We start from the raw sequence: 18,016 nt of genomic DNA on the forward strand, positions 1-18,016 counted from the left end.
AAAATGCAAAATGCAGCAGATTAGCGGGGAAGGAGTTTTACCTCAGCACGCCAAACAGGGATCCAGTCGACAGAACCCCTGCATTCACCCATGACGGTCGCATCTGTGAGGCGAAACATCGAGCCGTCCCAAACCCAGCTTTCGGATGAACCACAATCGCCCAGTCCGCGACCTTTGGAGTAGCTGCTGATGGACTGAGTTGCAGCGTCCCAGTCGGCATTCACCAATATGGGAATCTTGCTGTCAGCAGAAAATCCGGTGGCGCCATAATCAAATTTGGCCGGTTCGAATTTCCATTTTCCGTCGACGCTCCGTTGCCCCACATAAATGCCGGACGAAAAATTATAGGCGCCCGCGCCGCAATTGAGCAAGACAAGAGACTGCGCACCTGCGCTACCATTGCCAAGGCTGTAAGCTGTATCCTGTGTTGAACCGAATCGTTCCTGCGCACAGGGACTTCCTTCCGACAGGGCGACCAAAGACGAAGCATCAGGCAACATATCGCTCGGTACGATCTTTCGAACTGCCAATACGGGAACGGTTGTCTTTTTTGCGGTGGCTTTTCGCGCGCCAAGCGCAATGACGGCGCCCTTGGATCCAGCGCGGCCTTGGACGCTATCAACATAGCGCAGCGCGGCTGCCACACCCGATAGAGATGCAGCGCCCAACTTCGAGCCATTTGTATCGACAAGTTGCAGCGATGTGCCTTTTGCAAGAGCGCGCGCAACCTTGATCGCTGCGGCATCCTTCAGAGTAATGGTTTCGGCCCCGCTCGCGATGGTACCGGATTCAGTAACTTTTCCATCTACCAAAAGACGGAACCGTCCAGGCTTTGTCGAAAAACCACTAATCTCGACCGTGGGCATCGCTTGCAGCCCCGACTTACGTGTAACAACAACGGACAGCCCATCATCCCATGGACCATCGGGTTTCAACGCGACGGCCTGACAGGACAAACCATTGTCACAGCCGACCGTCCAATCCTTAAACGTCATAACCTTTCCAGGGGTCGGCACCGGGTTTGACGCGATGATCGCTGTCCCTGCAAAACATAATGCTGATGCTAAAATTGCCCTGTGCATAGCCGCAGGCTAGCGCTTTTGGGCGGCCTAAGCTAGGGGCTTTCGGATTGACATCGATTGGAGAAAATCATGCGCGCAGTAGGAGTTATCGGAGCAGGGCAGATGGGCGCAGGCATTGCGCAAGTGAGCGCTGGCGCCGGCTACCATGTCTACTTGGCCGATATCGATATTGCCCGGGCGGAAGCCGGAAAAGCCGGAATTGCAAAGGCTTTGGGCAAACTGGTTGCCAAGGAAAAAATGACGCAGCCCGATGCCGATGCTTTGCTTGCGCATATTGAGCCGGTTGGAAGTTATGCGCCGATGGCGGATGCTGGATTGATCATCGAAGCCGCAACAGAGCGTGAAGAGATCAAGCGCAAGATTTTCGAAGCGGCAGGTGCTGTTTTGGCAGCCGAGTCCGTTCTGGCGTCGAACACATCATCTATTCCTATCACCCGTCTGGCGCAGGCATCGCCAGATCCCGCCCGATTTATCGGAGTGCATTTTTTCAACCCGGTTCCCGTCATGGGATTGATTGAAATCATTCGCGGCTTAGCCACCAGTGATGTCACAGTAGATCTGGTGCGGCGTTTTGGCGAATCCTTGGGTAAACAATTGGTGTTTGCAAATGATGCGCCCGGCTTCATCGTTAATCGCGTGCTGATGCCGATGATCAACGAAGCCTGCTTTGCCCTTGGCGAAGGTGTCGCGAGCATGAGGGATATCGATACTGCGTGTCAGTTGGGACTGAACCATCCTATGGGTCCGCTGACCTTGGCGGATTTCATTGGTCTTGATACCTGCTTTGAAATCACCAACGTCCTTTTCACGTCAACCGGCGATCCCAAGTTCCGTCCCGCCCCACTGCTCCAAAAATATGTCGAGGCAGGATGGTATGGTCGAAAAGTGAAGCGTGGATTTTATGATTACAACGGTGATGTACCAGTTCCGACACGCTAATTTCGACCCCGATCATATGCCACAACGCTAGCAGGTAAGTCTTAGTCGACGGCTTTGATCGCCCTGAATGCAGAGTCCAGGTCGGCGATTAGGTCATCCGGATCTTCGAGACCAATCTGAAGGCGGATAACGCTACGTTCGATGTCCCATGGTACTTCCGATCGGCATGTCTCCGGGTGAACGGGTAAAGCAAGGCTTTCAAACCCGCCCCAGCTATAGCCGATCCCGAAAAGGTCGAGCGCATCGACAAATTCCGCAGCCTTGGCTTTGTTGCCCTTCAGGACAAAGGAGAACAGGCCCGATGACCCGGTAAAGTCACGCGCCCATATGGCATGTCCGGGGCATTCAGGCAGTGCAGGATGCAATACCACTTCCACGTCGGGACGGGTTTGCAGCCATTTTGCTATTGTTAAGGCGGATACTTCATGCGCATCCATCCGGACAGCTAAGGTTCGTAGACCTCGGGCAGCGAGATAGGCGTCATCTGGCGACACAACTTGGCCGAGTTGCTGTGTGGTTTGACGTAACCGGGTCCAGTATTTCTCATGGGTTGTGACACTGCCCAGCATGACATCGCTATGTCCGACAATGTATTTTGTGGCCGCCAGAATGGTTATATCAACACCTTTATCAAGCGCGGTGAAAAAATAGGGTGTTGCCCATGTGTTATCCAGCAGCGTTACAACACCCCGCTTCTTCGCCTCTGCACAAATGGCAGAAACATCTTGCACTTCAAAGGTTAGGCTGCCGGGCGCTTCGAGCAATATTGCGCGCGTCTTATCACAAAAAAGACGGCTGTAATCCGTAGTCATCGGATCGAAGTAACGGGTTTCCACGCCGAAGCGCTTTAAAAATCCATCCGCGAAGGAACGGCTGGGGTCATAGACATTATCTGTCATCAATAGAACATCACCCGGCCGCAGGACAGAAAGCAGGGCGCAGGAGATCGCAGCGACCCCGGACGGATATAGCATCGTGCCTGCGGCGCCGGGCTCCATAGCTGTCAGCGCATCCGCAAGCGCCCATTGCGTGGGCGAACCTCGACGACCGTAAAAGAAGCGACCGTCGCTATTGGACTTCTTCCCCGCTTCTAAACTGGCAACATCTTCATATAAATGTGTGCTGGCTCGCCATACAGGTACATTTACGACCGATCCCGTATGTTCTTTTTTTCGTCCGCCTGTCACCACGCGGGTTGCGATTTTGTGCGGCCTTTTAGAACTCAAGCCGCACCCGTTTCCTTAGGGGTGTCCTTGTCCAGGCCCCATTCGGACCAGCTTCCGTCATACAGTGCGACGTCTTTCTTGCCGGTCAGCCTTGCGCCGAACAGAACGACCGCGGCAGTCATTCCCGAACCGCAAGTCGTAATCATGGGTTTGTCCAAATCAACGCCCGCATCGGTAAAGGCAGCAATAAGCTCATCGCCGCGTTTCCATGTCCCATCGGGATTGTACAGATTGGCGAACGGCAAATTCCGGCTTCCCGGAATGTGGCCGGATGCCATGTCGGGACGCGGCTCCGCTTCTTCACCCGTAAATCTTCCTGCGCCGCGGGCGTCCACAACGACGGCTTCGCGGCTGTGTAGATTGGCGAGCAAATCGGCTTTGGACTTAACACCCTTTTCGTCTTTCCAAACAGTGAAATGGCGGTGCCGTAACGATGGTTTTCCGGTTTCCAGTGCACGACCTTCGGCTTTCCATTTGGCAATACCACCGTCCAGAATGGCGACGTCATGCGCGCCAAACAAGGTCAGCATCCACCATGCACGCGTAGCCGATTTAAACGGGCTATCATCATAAACGACAATGCGACTGCCGTCGCCAAGTCCGAGAGACTGCATTCGGCTGGCAAATTTTTCGGGCGGCGGAAGGGTGTTGGGCAAATTGCTATTCGCGTCTGCCAACTCTTCGAGGTCCATAAATACGGCCGTAGGAATATGTCCGCCTTCATACTCGGCCTGCGCATTACGACCGGCATCGGGCATGAACCAAGTTGCATCTACGATACGCAAATCGGAGGCACCGATTTCTTTTGCCAGCCATTCGGTGCTTACCAAAAGTTCCATATTCTATGTCCTAGCCCGCTGTTTTTCGATTCTTGTGCAGTGCAAGATAAGGCGGTTTTCTAATCTAGCCAAGTGTTTCCACAAACTTCCTCGCCTGCCGCCGCAACGCTGATTGGTCTTCCGGACTCATACGGTCCCAGTTTTTATACGGCATGGCCATTCGCGGGTTACTCCGCAGTTTCTCTTCATTCCGGCCAATAAAGTCCCAATACAAGGCGTTGAAGGGACATGCGTCCGGACCGGTTTTCGATTTGACCTCATATCGGCACGCGCGACAATAATCGGACATCCGATTGATATAGGCGCCACTTGCTGCATAGGGCTTAGATGCCAACATGCCGCCATCGGCAAATTGGCTCATTCCCAAAGTGTTTGGCAATTCTACCCACTCATAGGCATCGGCGTAAACGGCAAGATACCACTCGTGGACTTCTTGCGGATTCGCGCCAATTAGAAGCGCAAAATTGCCTGTAATCATCAGTCGCTGAATATGATGCGCGTAGGCATGCTCAAGCGTCTGTCCGATGGCTTGGGACAGGCAGTGCATGTCCGTCTGCCCGGTCCAGTAAAAATCGGGAAGTGATCTTGTCGCACCTAGTTCATTGCGCCGTACATAATCGGGACCGGCCATCCAATAGATTCCGCGCACATATTCGCGCCAACCGATGATCTGCCGTATGAAACCCTCTGCGGCGTTTATGGGGACATTCCCGTTTCGGTAGCACCGCTCCACTTGCTTGCAGAGTTCAATCGGGTCGATCAGCCCGGAGTTGATATAGGGCGATAAGATGGAGTGCCACAGAAAGGGCTCATCCGACAGCATTGCATCCTGGTAATCCCCGAAGTGGGCCAAGGCATGGTTCAGGAAATGTGCCTGCTGGTTAAGGGCATCGCCACGGGTCACAGCAAAGCCAAACGACTTGGTACTCCCAATATGATCGCCAAAATATGTCTCGACCAGTTCCATTACTTCGCGCGTGATTTTGTCAGGCGGGAAGTGGAGCGGGCGAGGGATTGTATTATCCCGATTTGCACGTTTGCGGTTCTCGATATCAAAGTTCCATTGCCCGCCGACCGGCTCGTTTCCATCCATGAGCAGGCCGGACTTACGGCGCATATCGCGATAGAAAAACTCCATCCTCAGCTGCTTGCGACCTTTGGCCCACGCTTCAAACTCGCTATGAGAGGCAAGAAAACGATCATCCGACCTCAGTGTAACGGGCACATCGAAGCGATCCTGCCAACTAACGAGCATTTCCTTCACACGCCATTCACCCGCTTCTGTAGCGCAGATTTGGTGTGGCGAATGGCGCTCTATTGCGCGAGCCAGTTCGCCAGTGAAACTGCCTGAGTTTTCCGGATCATCAAGGGTGACATAGTCTACATCCCAGCCTTCCGAACGCAAAAGCTCGGCATGGTGTCGCATTGCCGAAAAAATATAGACTAGCTTGGCTTTGTGATGCTTTACGTACAGCGCCTCTTGATGAACTTCGACCAACAGAACAACACTCCGGCGCTTGTCCTGTCCCCGAAGCGATGAAATGTTGAGGCTTAGCTGATCGCCGAAAACGGGAACTAATATGGTCATTAAGAATCCATAACCTCGCACGTCCACTAAGCGCGATACAGGCTTTTAGGCATGGATTGAGCGCTGGCCCAGTTGACCGAAGCTACGCGGTCCCAGATCAACCCGCAGAGGTCCCATTTTCCCTTGCGGAGGTTGTGCTTCACGACCGACTAAACAAGCAAGGCGGGTAGAATCCTTACCGGCTGTCCAACGATAGGTAAGCTCTGCCACTACAATCGGAACGATAATCTGGCGCTCTGCCACTGTGTAGCTTAGCAACTCCTGCGATGGGATTGATATCTCCAGTTCCAATGCGATTTTTTCGCCCGCTTTTGCATCGCCTATCATATTATCCTCGATAGCAATCGATCGATTAAAAAAGGCGTCGATTGTGGCGGCCTGGTCGTGGTGTGCGGAAATCATAGTCGCGCGCAAAAGCATAACAGTTGCCGCTTCCTTGCCCACATTCTCGATCACAAGCGTCCCTTTGACCGTAAGGGCAGTAAAGCTCAATGTCGCGCGCTCGGGCCGGAATTCCAGTTTTACGTGAGGTCGTATTTGCTCGGCCTGCGTTCTATGTATGTTGACGGCATGATGAACTGGTGCCGTACCCGTGTCCGGAACGTCGATAATGGGTAAGCTGTCTTCAATTCGTCCATCTTCATTGTGCTTTCGGCGCCAGATGAACCAGCCGGCAAAAAGCATAGCAAGCAGGGCCGATAAGGCGAGTGCGATTGACGCCCATTCATTGGCTACTGGCAAAGGAGAGTTGCTTCGCTCATCTTGCGCAAACGGTGGTGCACTGATGTCAGAGTTGGGCTCAGTTTGAGGCGTGTCAGTTATAGTGCTGCCAATGGGCGGTATCAAAGCAGGTGTCGCACTTGTAGATGAAGATGTTTGGCGTTCGGATGGGGCCGAGGCCGTTGATCTCCGGTTCGGTGTGGCATCGGGCGACTGGGTTGGGCGATCGGACGGTGCCGCTGTGCTCCGTTGAGGTTCGGTGGGCTCAGTGACAGGAGGCGCTGTTATGGTAGGGCGGATTTCGGGTCCAGCAGTCGGTTCGGGTTGCGTACGTTCTGGTTCAATGCGGAAATCACGCAATTCCGGTGGTGTTTGCGGTAGCGCATCCTGCGCATGCAGCGGGGCGGCCAGCAGAAACAAAATTGAAGTAGTTTGCGCAAACCGCGCCATCTGAATGACTTTCAAGACCCGACGTGAAAAGGTTCAAACACTTTCTGGCACTGAATGAAGGATGAATAACGCTGTGCTTTCCAACGAGCTGTTTGCATCCTGCGGCGAAACGGATAAATGCGCTGGTTATGACCGAACAGCCTAAAACCGCCTTTCTTGGCCAACAAAGCACCATGCCATCATCGCCGGAAAATGCTAAGCTGGACTATGTTCCCAATCCGCGACCGGGAATGCTGTATATGGCTCGCTTTGCTGTGCCGGAATTCACGTCGTTATGCCCTGTCACGGGACAGCCGGATTTCGCTCATCTTGTGATCGATTATGCGCCAGACCAGACAATCGTGGAATCAAAATCACTTAAGCTGTTTCTCGGATCTTTTCGAAATCACGCGGCCTTTCATGAGGATTGCACCGTGGGTATCGGTCAAAGGCTGTTTGAGGAAATGAAGCCACATTGGTTGCGCATCGGTGGATACTGGTACCCCCGGGGTGGTATTCCAATTGACGTTTTCTGGCAGTCGGGCGAGCCTCCTAAGGGATTGTGGATGCCCGACCAGGGTGTCGCACCTTATCGCGGACGTGGCTGATTATTTAAACAGGCTGCCTAGTATTCCACGCACCAGCGATTTTCCCAACGACCCTGCCAACTGACGGCCAACAGAGGTTGCTGCCGATCTGGCCGCAGATTGCACCATTTTTTCAGCCATACTGGGCTTGGCGGCTTCGCGCGCCGCTGCGGCTTGCTGACGCGCGAGTTCCTTTGCCGCGGCAGCATCTGCCTTGGCTTTCTCTTTGGCAGCAAGGGCGGCTTCTTTCTCAGCGACAGCCTGAGCTTTCGCTTCTTCGGCAGCCGCCGAGGCTTGTGCCGCTTTGGCGACGAGGATTTCTTCAGCTGATTCTCTGTCGATCAAATCATCATATTTATCGCCGATAGCATCGGTCTGGATCATGATGCCGCGCTCTTGAGGTGTCAAAGGACCAACGCGGCTGGCAGGTGCCTTGATTAATGTTCGCTGTACAATGGACGGAGAGCCATCGGGTTGCAGCAAGGACACCAGCGCTTCACCGATTTTTAGCTCGGTAATGACCTGTGCAACGTCGATATCCGGATTGGGCCGAAAGGTCTCGGCTGCAGACTTCACAGCCTGCTGGTCACGCGGCGTAAAGGCATTTAGCTTATGCTGGATCCGATTGTTCAACTGTGCGGCCACAGTGTCAGGAATATCGATGGGATTCTGCGTGATGAAATAGACGCCAATTCCCTTAGACCGGATCAGCCTGACAACCTGTTCGATTTTTTCTAACAAGGCCTTCGGTGCATCATTGAATAGAAGATGCGCCTCATCAAAGAAGAAAACCAATTTGGGTTTGTCGGCGTCGCCCACTTCCGGGAAATTTTCGAACAGTTCAGAAAGCAGCCACAGCAGGAAGGTCGAGTAAAGTTTTGGGCTGGCCATGAGCTTGTCGGCGGCAAGGATGTTGACGACCCCGCGCCCGCTATCGTCGGTTTTGATGAAATCCAACAGGTCAAGCGCCGGTTCGCCGAAGAAATGTTCTCCTCCCTGGCTGCGAAGCTGCAAAAGTGATCTTTGGATGCTACCAACCGACTGTTTGGATATGTTGCCATATTCAAGCGTCAATTCTTCTGCGCGCTCGCCGCAATGCACTAACATGGCTTGCAGGTCGTCCAAATCGAGCATCAACAGGCCGTCTTTGTCGGCGACGTGAAATGCAATAGTCAAAACGCCTTCCTGGACTTCGTTAAGGTCCATGAGGCGCGCCAGAAGTAGGGGGCCCATTTCAGAAACAGTTGTACGAATAGGGTGCCCCTGTTCGCCGAAAAGATCCCAGAATTGCGTAGGATTATCTTTGTAGGCCCAGTCGGTTTGTCCAATCTCGGCTGCGCGACCTGCGAAGATTTCATGCGTTTTCGTTTGTGGCGAGCCTGCCATTGCGAGGCCGGAAAGATCTCCTTTTACGTCGGCCACAAAGCTAGGCACGCCGGCTGCGGAGAATCCTTCCACCAAACCTTGCAAGGTGACGGTCTTTCCAGTGCCTGTGGCCCCGGCTATCAAACCGTGACGGTTGGCTCTTTTCAAGTTCAAAGCCTCGGGACCGTTTGCACTTTTACCGATGAAGATGCTGTCCATAAATACCTACCCATCACCTTGAATTAGGGTGACAGGACAACTACGGACGGATTGGAACGTCAAGTAAATCCTGCAATGGACCGAAATTGCGCGACCAAAAGATGTCATCCGCTTTTCGTCGATGACACAGAATCATTCGTCGCAAATATAATCAAGCAACATATCGTGCATCGGATTTGCGCACTAACGGTGGTTCATGGTCTCTAACTCGTCACAACGCACTCGATTCGGTTACAAGCTGGGCGGTAGAATTGCGGCATCAGTATGCCTGCTTTCTCTTGTGTCCGCCTGTGTTGCGCCAGACGCTCCCATTTTACCTGCACCTAAACCCCCGACGCAGGTATCGCGCCCGTCAACCGCACCGACGCCTGCCCCCGGGCCGCGACCTGCCATGCCTGAGGTTGCACGGCCCTCTGTAGGACGTCCACCTGATGGTCTAGAAAATCTGCTCCACGAACAATGGCGCCTATTTCCTGGTAAAACCGGCGTTGCAGTAATGCGCATCGATGGCGGTGACTGGGTTATAGGTCGAAGGTTGGATGAATTGTTTCCGCAACAAAGCGTATCGAAGGCATGGGTCGCAATGACTGTCTTGGATCAGGTCGATCAAGGTAAGCTGAAGCTTGACCAGAAAGTGCGCATTACCATCGATGACTTAGCGGTTTTTCACCAACCAATCCGTGAGCGGGTGATTGCCAACGGACAGATTGAGGAATCGGTATTGAGCCTGCTTGAGCAGGCGATCACCGCGAGCGACAACACAGCCAATGATTCCTTGCTGCGAACGGCAGGCGGACCTCAAGCAGTGCGGGCTTTTATCGCAAAAAAAAGGTTGGGCGCCATCCGTTTCGGTCCCGGTGAAAGAGCATTGCAGAGTGGCATTGCCGGTCTGGAATGGAAGCAAGAATACGCTATAGGGCGGCGCTTTTATGTTGCGCGGGACGCAATTCCTCTTCCTGCCCGAAAGGCTGCGCTCGACCGCTATTTGGCAGATCCCGTCGACGGTGCATCACCCGAAGCAATTGTCAGGGCTCTGGCAAAACTAGCAAAGGGGGAACTTCTGTCTGCAGCTTCCACCCGCTTACTGCTCGACATCATGTCGCGGACAAGTAGTGGTCCAAACCGGTTAAAGGCGGGTGTGCCTGCCGGTTGGCGGTTTCTGCATAAAACGGGCACTGGTCAGATACTTTCACCTGTTTCGACCGGCTATAATGATATTGGTATAATGACAGCGCCCGATGGCACACGTTATGCTGTGGTTGTCATGATGGGCAGTACCACGTCCTCTATTCCAGAGCGCATGGCGTTCATGCAATTTGTTTCTCGATCCGTAGCGACATACCACCAGCGGTAGTTATCGTGATTTAAGCCCTAGTATGCGATTGGTACGCTCATGATTCCGAGGTTGTATTGGTAGCCTAACCAGGGTGCTGCGTGTCGGTCATGTCGTCTTCGTTGTCGAGTTTCTCTGCGGCACCGTCGAGAGTGCGGGCGTCGTCCGCAGATACGCCGCCAACTTCTGTGACATTAGGTTCGGCGTCACATCCACCTGCTAAGTACAGAAACAAGAATAGGGTCGAGGTTCGCTTTTGCATTTCGAAACTCTATCGGCATTTCCCCAAAACAAAAGGCCGCCCTGAGATCAGGACGGCCTTTTTTAGATCAGCTTACGCTGAAAGTGCGATATTACTTCGCAGCTTCCTTAGCAGCGTCTGCAGCTTCACCAGCCTTAGCAGCGGCTTCACCAGCCTTGTCTGCAGCTTCGCCAGCAGCGTCAGCCATTTCACCAGCCTTGTCGGCGGTTTCAGCGGTTGCAGCAGCAGCGTCGGTTGCAGCAGCGTCAGCGCCTTCTACAGCAGCGTCAGCGGTTTCGGTGGTTGCTTCTGCAGTTGCGTCAGCAGCTTCGGTGGTTGCTTCTTCAGCGCCCGAGCATGCAGCCAGGCCGAGCGAAGCGGCGAGAACGAGAGATACAGCAATTTTCTTCATTTGGGAAAACCCCCTAGCAAAACTTATTGAAAACCTGACAGGCACAATGCACGAATGCAAATATGACTGCGGTTTGCTCCTCTAGCCGCTTCAATTTTTCATGGCAATCGGGTTTTTGCGACTTGTGCGGCGAGCACGGTTATATTTGGGGTAAACTCTACCTTTAAGGTAGAAAACATGGCGAATTTGAGCCAATTGACAGCATATAAAGATTTCTTTATATGACCCTCTTGTGATCGATTTACTCAACATAATGCGTGCTCTTGCGGACCCAACGCGACTGCGAATCGTGTTTTTGATACTTCGTCTGGAGCTTTCGGTCGGAGAACTGGTACAGATTCTGGGTCAAAGTCAGCCCCGTGTATCCCGCCATATCCGTATTTTGGACGAAGCGGGAATATTGGAGCGCCGAAAAGAGGGCAGTTGGGTGTTCATGCGGCCTGGCAATGTTTTATCCGACGGAAGGCTTTCTCCGTTATTCGCTGACGTTGATATCACTCAGGCAAAGTCCTTTCAGCGGGATTTGCTGAAACTTGAAGAAGTGAGGGCCGCGCGCACGGCAATGGCTGCTGCTTATTTTTCGGCACATGCCGAAGAATGGGATTCTCTTCGTTCGTTACATGTTGCGGAATCGCAAGTTGAAGATGCCATTCAAGGAATACTTTCGACTGCGCCAATCGGTCGAGTCCTCGATGTAGGCACCGGTACAGGTCGCATGATGGAACTGTTCGCCAGCGATGCCAAATCTTTTGTAGCGCTAGACAACAGCACCGAGATGTTAAGAATTGCTCGTGCAAAATTAGGCAATCTGGATAGCGGCGTCGCAGCAAATGTTGATTTCATGCTCGGCGACTTCAATGCATTGCCGTTCAACGATTCGACGTTTGATACCATCATTTTTCATCAGGTCTTGCATTATGCCCAGCACCCTGAAGGCGTAATAGCTGAAGCATGCCGGGTCCTTGCGCCCAAAGGTCGACTTATCATCGTCGACTTTGCTGCTCACGATCGGGAAGAACTGCGCACTGTTCATGCGCATGCGCGGCTGGGATTCGCGGATGATTTGATCGTTAAGGCTTTCCAGGCGAGCAATGTGCATCTAGCGCACCAACTCGCTTTGGATGGTGGTGCACTCGCAGTTAAAGTCTGGATGGGCCAAAAGCAGGCGCAAGCAGAAACCACACAGAATAGCAAATTAAGGATAGTTGCATGATTTTCCCCCTTGCGCAGATGCAGGAAGCCAGCCGTGCGCTTGCGGAACCTTTATTTGCGGGTCTGCCCGGTGATTGCGAGATCAGTTTCGAATTTTTTCCGCCGAAAACGGAAAAAATGGAGGAGCAACTTTGGGATTCGGTAATCACTTTGGCTCCTCTTGCGCCGCGTTTTGTTTCGGTCACATACGGCGCTGGCGGTTCGACACGGGAACGCACCCATAGCACTGTTGCGCGTATTGCCCGCGAAACAAGCATTCCCGCCGCTGCACATTTGACGTGTGTGGAGGCAACCAAAGACGAAATCGCTGAAGTGGCGCACGCATATTGGGAAGCCGGAGTGCGTCATATTGTAGCATTGCGTGGCGATTCTCCGACGGCGGACGGCAAATTCACGCCGCATCCGGATGGCTATGCCAGTGCTGCGGAGCTTGTCGAAGGGCTTCAAAAAATCCATCCCTTCGAAATCTCGGTAAGTGCTTATCCCGAAACCCATCCAGAAGCCGCTTCGGCCGCGACCGACATTGACTTTTTGAAGCGTAAACTGGATGCGGGTGCCAGCCGCGCTATCACCCAGTTCTTCTTCGAGCCGGAAACATTTTTTCGCTTTCGCGACGCCGTTGCGGCTGCGGGTATCAATGCCGAAATCGTGCCCGGAATTATGCCCGTATCCAATTTTGCTGCGATAACGCGGATGTCCAATATGACGGGTACTGCAATTCCCGCTTGGATGGCGCATCTGTTTGAGGGGCTCGATGATCATCCGCCCGCCCGCCAGTTGGTCGCAGCGACGGTCGCCGCAGAAATGTGCCGCCGTCTATATGCAGGCGGAGTTCGTGATTTCCATTTTTACACACTCAATCGTGCAGAACTATCTTACGCGATCTGTCACCTGCTGGGAAAACGGCCGGTGTCTTCAGCGCAGGAGAAAGCAGCATGAGTGCGCGCGAAGCATTCCGTCAACGGGCGGAAAAACAGATACTTGTTTTTGACGGCGGTTATGGAACCGCCATTCAGGGATACAGACTGAGCGAAGCGGACTACCGTGGGGATCTGGAACTGACGCAGGATCAGAAGGGCAATAACGATCTTCTGTCTATAACTCGCCCCGATATCGTCCGGGCGATCCATAGCGCCTATCTGGACGCTGGTGCCGACATGATCGAAACCAACACATTCAGTGCGACGCAAATCAGCATGGCCGATTATGGTTGCGAACATCTGGTCCGGGAACTCAACTTCGAATCGGCAAAGCTGGCCCGGGCCTGCTGTGATGAGTTTGAAGCGCGCGATGGCAAACGGCGTTTCGTTGCGGGGTCGATAGGACCAACGAACAAGACATTGTCCCTTTCACCCGATGTCAATGACCCGGGATTTCGGGAGATTGATTTCGACTATTTAAAGGCGGTTTATCGTGAACAGTGCGACGCTTTGATCGAAGGCTGTGTAGATTTCCTGCTGATCGAGACAATTTTCGACACGCTGAATGCAAAATGTGCGGCAATGGCGGCGCAGGAAGCTGCCGATGCGTCGGGCCGGGATGTTCCCCTGATGATTTCGATGACAATCACCGACATGGCTGGCCGGAATCTGTCGGGCCATACCGTGGAAGCATTCTGGGCTGCCATCCGGCACGTCAAGCCACTGACAATCGGATTGAACTGCTCGTTCGGCGCCGATCTTTTACGTCCCCATCTGGCAGCTTTGGCGAAGCAGGCCGATGCGTTGATCATGGCCTATCCTAATGCCGGATTGCCAAACGAGCTTGGCCAGTATGACGAACTGCCTGCCCAGACAGCCACCCTTATTGAAGCGTGGCTCGACGACGGTCTGGTCAATGTTGTTGGCGGCTGCTGCGGTACAACGCCTGCGCATATTGCAGCTATTGCCAAAGCGGTCGAAGATCGCGCTCCAAGGCAGATACCACAGTCGCCGGTTTTAACCCGCTTGGCCGGCCTCGAACCATTCACCATGGCCGCCTGAACAAGAAAAGAGAACATGACCCCGTCTTCATCTAGGTTCGTCAATATCGGCGAACGCACCAACGTCACTGGCAGCGCCAAGTTCAAGAAACTGATCCTCGCTGGCGATTATGAGGCCGCCGTAGAGGTGGCGCGCGACCAGGTCGAAAATGGCGCGCAGATTATCGACATCAACATGGATGAAGGTCTTCTCGACGCGCATGAAGCGATGACGACTTTTATCAAGCGGATCGCGGCCGAACCCGATATTGCGCGCGTGCCGCTAATGATCGACAGTTCGAAATGGAGCGTGATTGAAGCAGGCCTGAAATGCGTGTCCGGCAAGCCCATCGTCAATTCGATCTCGATGAAAGAAGGCGAGGAGCAGTTTCTGCAGCATGCGCGCTTATGCATGGCCTATGGCGCTGCGGTTGTCGTTATGGCCTTTGATGAAAAAGGGCAGGCAGATACCAAAGAGCGCAAGGTTGAAATCTGCAAACGCGCCTATGACCTTCTGGTCGGCATCAACTTCCCGCCGGAAGACATTATTTTTGACCCCAATATCTTCGCAGTCGCGACCGGTATAGAAGAGCATAACAACTACGGAGTCGATTTTATCGAAGCCGTCAGAGAGCTCCGCGTCTTGTGTCCCCATGCCCATTATTCCGGGGGTCTTTCCAACCTATCCTTTTCCTTCCGTGGCAATGAACCGGTCCGCCGGGCGATGCATTCGATCTTCCTGTACCACGCCATTCCGGCTGGCCTCGACATGGCGATCGTGAATGCCGGCCAGCTTGATATTTATGACGATATTGACCCCGAACTGCGTGTTGCATGCGAGGATGTCATACTGAACCGCGATCCCGACGCGACGGAAAGGCTGATCGCTCTGGCTGAAAAATACCGGGGCACCGATGTCGCGCAGGAAAAGGCGGAGGCCGAATGGCGTGGCTGGCCGGTGACGAAGCGGCTTGAGCATGCCCTGGTCAAAGGGATTGATGCCCATATTGTCGATGATACCGAAGAAGCACGCCTTGCGATCAAGCAAGCCGGCGGACGCCCTATCGAGGTCATTGAAGGTCCGCTGATGGATGGCATGAACGTGGTCGGCGATCTGTTCGGTTCCGGCAAGATGTTCCTGCCGCAGGTCGTGAAATCTGCGCGGGTCATGAAAAAGGCCGTGGCCCATCTTTTCCCCTTTATCGAAGCGGAGAAGGACGAGAATTCCAAGGGCAAGGGCAAGATCATCATGGCGACCGTAAAGGGGGACGTCCATGATATCGGCAAGAATATCGTCGGCGTCGTCTTGCAGTGCAACGGCTTCGAAATTGTCGACCTGGGCGTCATGGTGCCCTGGTCCGAAATCCTGAAAGCCGCGGTGGAAAATGACGCCGACATGATCGGCCTTTCCGGCCTGATCACGCCGTCGCTGGACGAGATGGTAACCGTTGCCGAGGAAATGCAGAAAGCCGGCATGACGATGCCGCTGATGATCGGCGGAGCGACGACATCCAAGACGCACACCGCGCTGCGGATTGAGCCGGTCTATGAAGGGCCGGTGATCCACGTGCTCGATGCCTCCCGCGCGGTGGGCGTTGCGGGAACCCTGGTCAGCGATACCATGGCGGAAAAGTTCGTCGCGGAGACGCGGGCGGAATATGCCCATATCCGCGACGCGCGTGCGGGCAAGACCGCCAAGCCCCTGGCCACACTGGACGAAGCACGCGCCAATGGGTTCGAAATTGACGAAAGCCTGAAGCCCGCCCCGCCGCAACAGCCCGGCGTCCATGTCTTTGATGACTGGGATCTGGCCGATCTGCGCGACTATATCGACTGGACCCCCTTTTTCCGGGCGTGGGAATTGCACGGCACCTATCCGTCCATTTTGACCGACGAGGTGGTCGGCGAAAGCGCCACCAACCTGTTCAAGGATGCGCAAGCCATGCTGGATCGCATCATCAATGAAAAATGGTTGCGGGCCAAAGGTGTCGCCGGGCTTTGGCCCTGCTGGCGCGATGGCGACGATGTCGTTGTCTATTGCGAAAACACCGAAGAGCATGTCCGCCTGCCGTTCCTGCGGCAGCAAATTGCCAAGCGGGAGGGCAAGGCCAATATGTGTCTTGCCGACTTCATCAGCCCGGATGGCGACTGGATCGGCGGTTTCGCGGTTACCACAGGCCATGGCATCGGCACCAAGCTTGCGGAATTCAAGGCGCATATCGACGATTATTCCGACATCATGCTGAAGGCGCTGGCCGACCGTTTGGCAGAGGCATTTGCCGAGCGGATGCACCAGCATGTCCGCAAAATATTGTGGGGCTATGCGCCGGACGAGCAATTGACCAACGAGGCGCTGATCCGGGAGGAATATCGCGGCATCCGACCGGCGCCAGGTTATCCGGCCTGTCCCGATCATAGCCTGAAGCCCATATTGTTCAACCTGCTCGATGCAACCCACAAGACGGGCATCACGCTGACCGAAAGCTTTGCGATGTTACCGACAGCAGCCGTCAGCGGTTTCTATTTTGGCCATCCGCAGGCCGAATATTTCGGCGTTGCCCGCATCGGCGAAGATCAGGTGACCGAATATGCCACGCGCCGCGGTGTGGATCTGGAAACGGCGACACGCTGGTTGCGGCCTAACCTCAACAACTAAAGGCGGCGCTGTCCCTCTGGGGGACGGCGCCCGCTCGCCTTGGTTAATCGTCTGGTTCCGGGATGCGCTCTCGGATATGACAGAGGGGCTATGCAAAAAACCCAGCTCCTGCTCATCAGCCTGCTTTGCGCGGTGCCCGTTATGGCACAGCCTTCGGCGCCATTCCAGAATGCGGCCACCGGCCGTTCCTATCCGACTTTGCAAAAGGCGGTCGACTCGATCGGGGATGATGAGGGCACGATCATCGTGGCGCCGGGTACATACCGGCAATGCGCGGTGCAGACAGAAGGAGTCGTCGCATTCCGTGCGGCAATTCCGGGGCAAGTGGTATTCGATGGCGTTACCTGCGAAAGCAAAGCTGCCCTTGTGCTGCGCGGACAGGGCGCATCCGTCGACGGCATCATTTTCCAGAATATGCGAGTTCCCGATGCGAATGGGGCCGGTATCCGTCTCGAAAAAGGGGACCTGACGGTCACCCGCGCCATCTTCCGCAACAGCGAGCAGGGCATATTGACCGCTGAGGACCGTTCGGCCTCCATACGCATTGACCAGTCGACTTTTTCGGGACTGGGGCGTTGCGACCGGGGGCTGAGCTGCGCGCACAGCATCTACATTGGCGGCTATGGTTCGCTGACAGTGACCAGCAGCCGTTTTGAACGGGGCAATGGCGGGCATTATGTCAAAAGCCGCGCCGCGCGGGTGACGATTTCCGACAATGCCTTTGACGATACGCGCGGCAAAGAAACCAATTACATGATCGATCTGCCAAACGGGGCGACCGGCAGCATTGTCCGCAATATTTTCGTGCAAGGGGCCAGCAAGGAAAATTACAGCGCCTTCATCACCGTCGCACCCGAAGGGCGGCAGCAAACAAGCGCTGGCCTTGCTATCAACGCCAATGAAGCGAGCATTGCCCCCGGCGTCGACCGGCAAACAATCTTTCTCGCCGACTGGTCAGGCGACCGCATCGCTCTGGGCGGGAACCGGCTGGGACGCGGTCTGAAACCGTTCGAGCGCCGCTAAGGATACAAAAGATACGCAAACGGGTTGCAAAACTGTATCCTTTGTTGCTTTAAATTAACGGGCAATCGGACTGGTTCGTAAAGATAATCAACAGTTCAAAGAGCCGCGTCCTGCCCATCGGCGGACGCAGTCTTGCTGCGAAATCTTATCCTACATTGCAAGCCGGGCCATGCGCGTTGCGTATA

Annotated in this window: 17 protein-coding genes; 9 read left to right on the forward strand and 8 right to left on the reverse strand. The window is 54.4% G+C overall.

Annotated features, from left to right (window positions below):
• Nucleotides 1-20 precede the first annotated feature (20 nt).
• Complete coding sequence (locus tag FOM92_RS13090) at nt 21-995, reverse strand: DUF1176 domain-containing protein (protein WP_170226883.1); 975 nt, start codon at nt 993-995, stop codon at nt 21-23.
• 156 nt (nt 996-1,151) lie between these two features.
• Here FOM92_RS13090 and FOM92_RS13095 point away from each other — a divergent pair, with 156 nt between their 5' ends.
• Complete coding sequence (locus FOM92_RS13095) at nt 1,152-2,021, forward strand: 3-hydroxyacyl-CoA dehydrogenase NAD-binding domain-containing protein (RefSeq protein WP_143777282.1); 870 nt, start codon at nt 1,152-1,154, stop codon at nt 2,019-2,021.
• 41 nt (nt 2,022-2,062) lie between these two features.
• Here FOM92_RS13095 and metC read toward each other — a convergent pair whose 3' ends face one another.
• The 4 genes from metC to FOM92_RS13115 form a co-directional block, all read right to left on the reverse strand.
• A complete protein-coding gene (gene metC, locus FOM92_RS13100; RefSeq protein WP_143777283.1) occupies nt 2,063-3,247 on the reverse strand; it encodes a cystathionine beta-lyase in 1,185 nt (394 codons plus the stop codon).
• Nucleotides 3,244-4,086, reverse strand: coding sequence for a 3-mercaptopyruvate sulfurtransferase (gene sseA, locus FOM92_RS13105; protein WP_143777284.1), 843 nt, complete (start codon nt 4,084-4,086; stop codon nt 3,244-3,246). Before sseA ends, metC begins: the two co-directional genes overlap by 4 nt.
• Before the next feature lie 64 nt (nt 4,087-4,150).
• Nucleotides 4,151-5,674: a cryptochrome/photolyase family protein gene (locus tag FOM92_RS13110; RefSeq protein WP_143777285.1), complete on the reverse strand. Its 1,524-nt coding sequence runs from the start codon at nt 5,672-5,674 to the stop codon at nt 4,151-4,153.
• Nucleotides 5,675-5,719: 45 nt separating this feature from the next.
• The gene (locus FOM92_RS13115; RefSeq protein ID WP_143777286.1) at nt 5,720-6,415 is read right to left on the reverse strand and encodes a hypothetical protein; all 696 of its coding nucleotides are present in this window, start codon (nt 6,413-6,415) and stop codon (nt 5,720-5,722) included.
• A gap of 70 nt (nt 6,416-6,485) precedes the next feature.
• Between FOM92_RS13115 and FOM92_RS16005 the strand changes: the two genes are divergently transcribed.
• On the forward strand, nt 6,486-6,647 hold the full coding sequence (locus tag FOM92_RS16005; protein WP_170226884.1) for a hypothetical protein: 162 nt from the start codon (nt 6,486-6,488) through the stop codon (nt 6,645-6,647).
• A gap of 325 nt (nt 6,648-6,972) precedes the next feature.
• Nucleotides 6,973-7,431 (forward strand): preQ(1) synthase, encoded by a 459-nt coding sequence (gene queF, locus FOM92_RS13120; RefSeq protein WP_143777287.1) that lies wholly within the window; start codon nt 6,973-6,975, stop codon nt 7,429-7,431.
• Here the strand turns inward: queF and FOM92_RS13125 are convergent, their stop codons facing one another.
• The gene (locus FOM92_RS13125; RefSeq protein WP_143777288.1) at nt 7,432-8,994 is read right to left on the reverse strand and encodes a helicase HerA-like domain-containing protein; all 1,563 of its coding nucleotides are present in this window, start codon (nt 8,992-8,994) and stop codon (nt 7,432-7,434) included.
• A 391-nt stretch (nt 8,995-9,385) separates the two neighbouring features.
• Here FOM92_RS13125 and FOM92_RS13130 point away from each other — a divergent pair, with 391 nt between their 5' ends.
• Complete coding sequence (locus tag FOM92_RS13130; RefSeq protein WP_281285612.1) at nt 9,386-10,348, forward strand: serine hydrolase; 963 nt, start codon at nt 9,386-9,388, stop codon at nt 10,346-10,348.
• Between the two features lie 64 nt (nt 10,349-10,412).
• Here FOM92_RS13130 and FOM92_RS16010 read toward each other — a convergent pair whose 3' ends face one another.
• A complete protein-coding gene (locus FOM92_RS16010; protein WP_170226885.1) occupies nt 10,413-10,589 on the reverse strand; it encodes a hypothetical protein in 177 nt (58 codons plus the stop codon).
• Nucleotides 10,590-10,680: 91 nt separating this feature from the next.
• A complete protein-coding gene (locus tag FOM92_RS13135; protein WP_143777290.1) occupies nt 10,681-10,980 on the reverse strand; it encodes a hypothetical protein in 300 nt (99 codons plus the stop codon).
• Nucleotides 10,981-11,212: 232 nt separating this feature from the next.
• Here FOM92_RS13135 and FOM92_RS13140 point away from each other — a divergent pair, with 232 nt between their 5' ends.
• From FOM92_RS13140 to FOM92_RS13160, 5 genes are all read left to right on the forward strand, one after another.
• Nucleotides 11,213-12,193, forward strand: coding sequence for an ArsR/SmtB family transcription factor (locus tag FOM92_RS13140; protein WP_211347407.1), 981 nt, complete (start codon nt 11,213-11,215; stop codon nt 12,191-12,193).
• Nucleotides 12,190-13,131 carry a methylenetetrahydrofolate reductase gene (gene metF / locus FOM92_RS13145; protein WP_143777291.1) on the forward strand — a complete coding sequence of 314 codons (942 nt, stop codon included), beginning with the start codon at nt 12,190-12,192 and terminating at the stop codon, nt 13,129-13,131. Before FOM92_RS13140 ends, metF begins: the two co-directional genes overlap by 4 nt.
• Nucleotides 13,128-14,174, forward strand: coding sequence for a homocysteine S-methyltransferase family protein (locus tag FOM92_RS13150; RefSeq protein WP_143777292.1), 1,047 nt, complete (start codon nt 13,128-13,130; stop codon nt 14,172-14,174). The genes metF and FOM92_RS13150 overlap by 4 nt, the downstream gene beginning before the upstream one ends.
• A 15-nt stretch (nt 14,175-14,189) precedes the next feature.
• The gene (metH, locus tag FOM92_RS13155) at nt 14,190-16,808 is read left to right on the forward strand and encodes a methionine synthase (protein WP_143777293.1); all 2,619 of its coding nucleotides are present in this window, start codon (nt 14,190-14,192) and stop codon (nt 16,806-16,808) included.
• Nucleotides 16,809-16,898: 90 nt separating this feature from the next.
• On the forward strand, nt 16,899-17,831 hold the full coding sequence (locus FOM92_RS13160) for a right-handed parallel beta-helix repeat-containing protein (RefSeq protein ID WP_143777294.1): 933 nt from the start codon (nt 16,899-16,901) through the stop codon (nt 17,829-17,831).
• The last annotated feature ends 185 nt before the right edge of the window (nt 17,832-18,016 follow it).

It is taken from the genome of Sphingorhabdus contaminans, assembly GCF_007280415.1.
Taxonomy (GTDB): Bacteria; Pseudomonadota; Alphaproteobacteria; order Sphingomonadales; family Sphingomonadaceae; genus Sphingorhabdus_B; species Sphingorhabdus_B contaminans.

Bases quoted from the DNA above. Each gene is read 5' to 3' on its own strand.
- FOM92_RS13125 (WP_143777288.1), bottom strand. From the start codon at position 8,994: ATGGACAGCATCTTCATCGGTAAAAGTGCAAACGGTCCCGAGGCTTTG.
- FOM92_RS16010 (WP_170226885.1), bottom strand. From the start codon at position 10,589: ATGCAAAAGCGAACCTCGACCCTATTCTTGTTTCTGTACTTAGCAGGT.
- FOM92_RS13135 (WP_143777290.1), bottom strand. From the start codon at position 10,980: ATGAAGAAAATTGCTGTATCTCTCGTTCTCGCCGCTTCGCTCGGCCTG.
- FOM92_RS13130 (WP_281285612.1), top strand. From the start codon at position 9,386: ATGCCTGAGGTTGCACGGCCCTCTGTAGGACGTCCACCTGATGGTCTA.
- queF (WP_143777287.1), top strand. From the start codon at position 6,973: ATGACCGAACAGCCTAAAACCGCCTTTCTTGGCCAACAAAGCACCATG.
- FOM92_RS13110 (WP_143777285.1), bottom strand. From the start codon at position 5,674: ATGACCATATTAGTTCCCGTTTTCGGCGATCAGCTAAGCCTCAACATT.
- FOM92_RS13160 (WP_143777294.1), top strand. From the start codon at position 16,899: ATGCAAAAAACCCAGCTCCTGCTCATCAGCCTGCTTTGCGCGGTGCCC.
- FOM92_RS13090 (WP_170226883.1), bottom strand. From the start codon at position 995: ATGACGTTTAAGGATTGGACGGTCGGCTGTGACAATGGTTTGTCCTGT.
- sseA (WP_143777284.1), bottom strand. From the start codon at position 4,086: ATGGAACTTTTGGTAAGCACCGAATGGCTGGCAAAAGAAATCGGTGCC.
- metF (WP_143777291.1), top strand. From the start codon at position 12,190: ATGATTTTCCCCCTTGCGCAGATGCAGGAAGCCAGCCGTGCGCTTGCG.
- FOM92_RS13150 (WP_143777292.1), top strand. From the start codon at position 13,128: ATGAGTGCGCGCGAAGCATTCCGTCAACGGGCGGAAAAACAGATACTT.
- FOM92_RS13095 (WP_143777282.1), top strand. From the start codon at position 1,152: ATGCGCGCAGTAGGAGTTATCGGAGCAGGGCAGATGGGCGCAGGCATT.
- metH (WP_143777293.1), top strand. From the start codon at position 14,190: ATGACCCCGTCTTCATCTAGGTTCGTCAATATCGGCGAACGCACCAAC.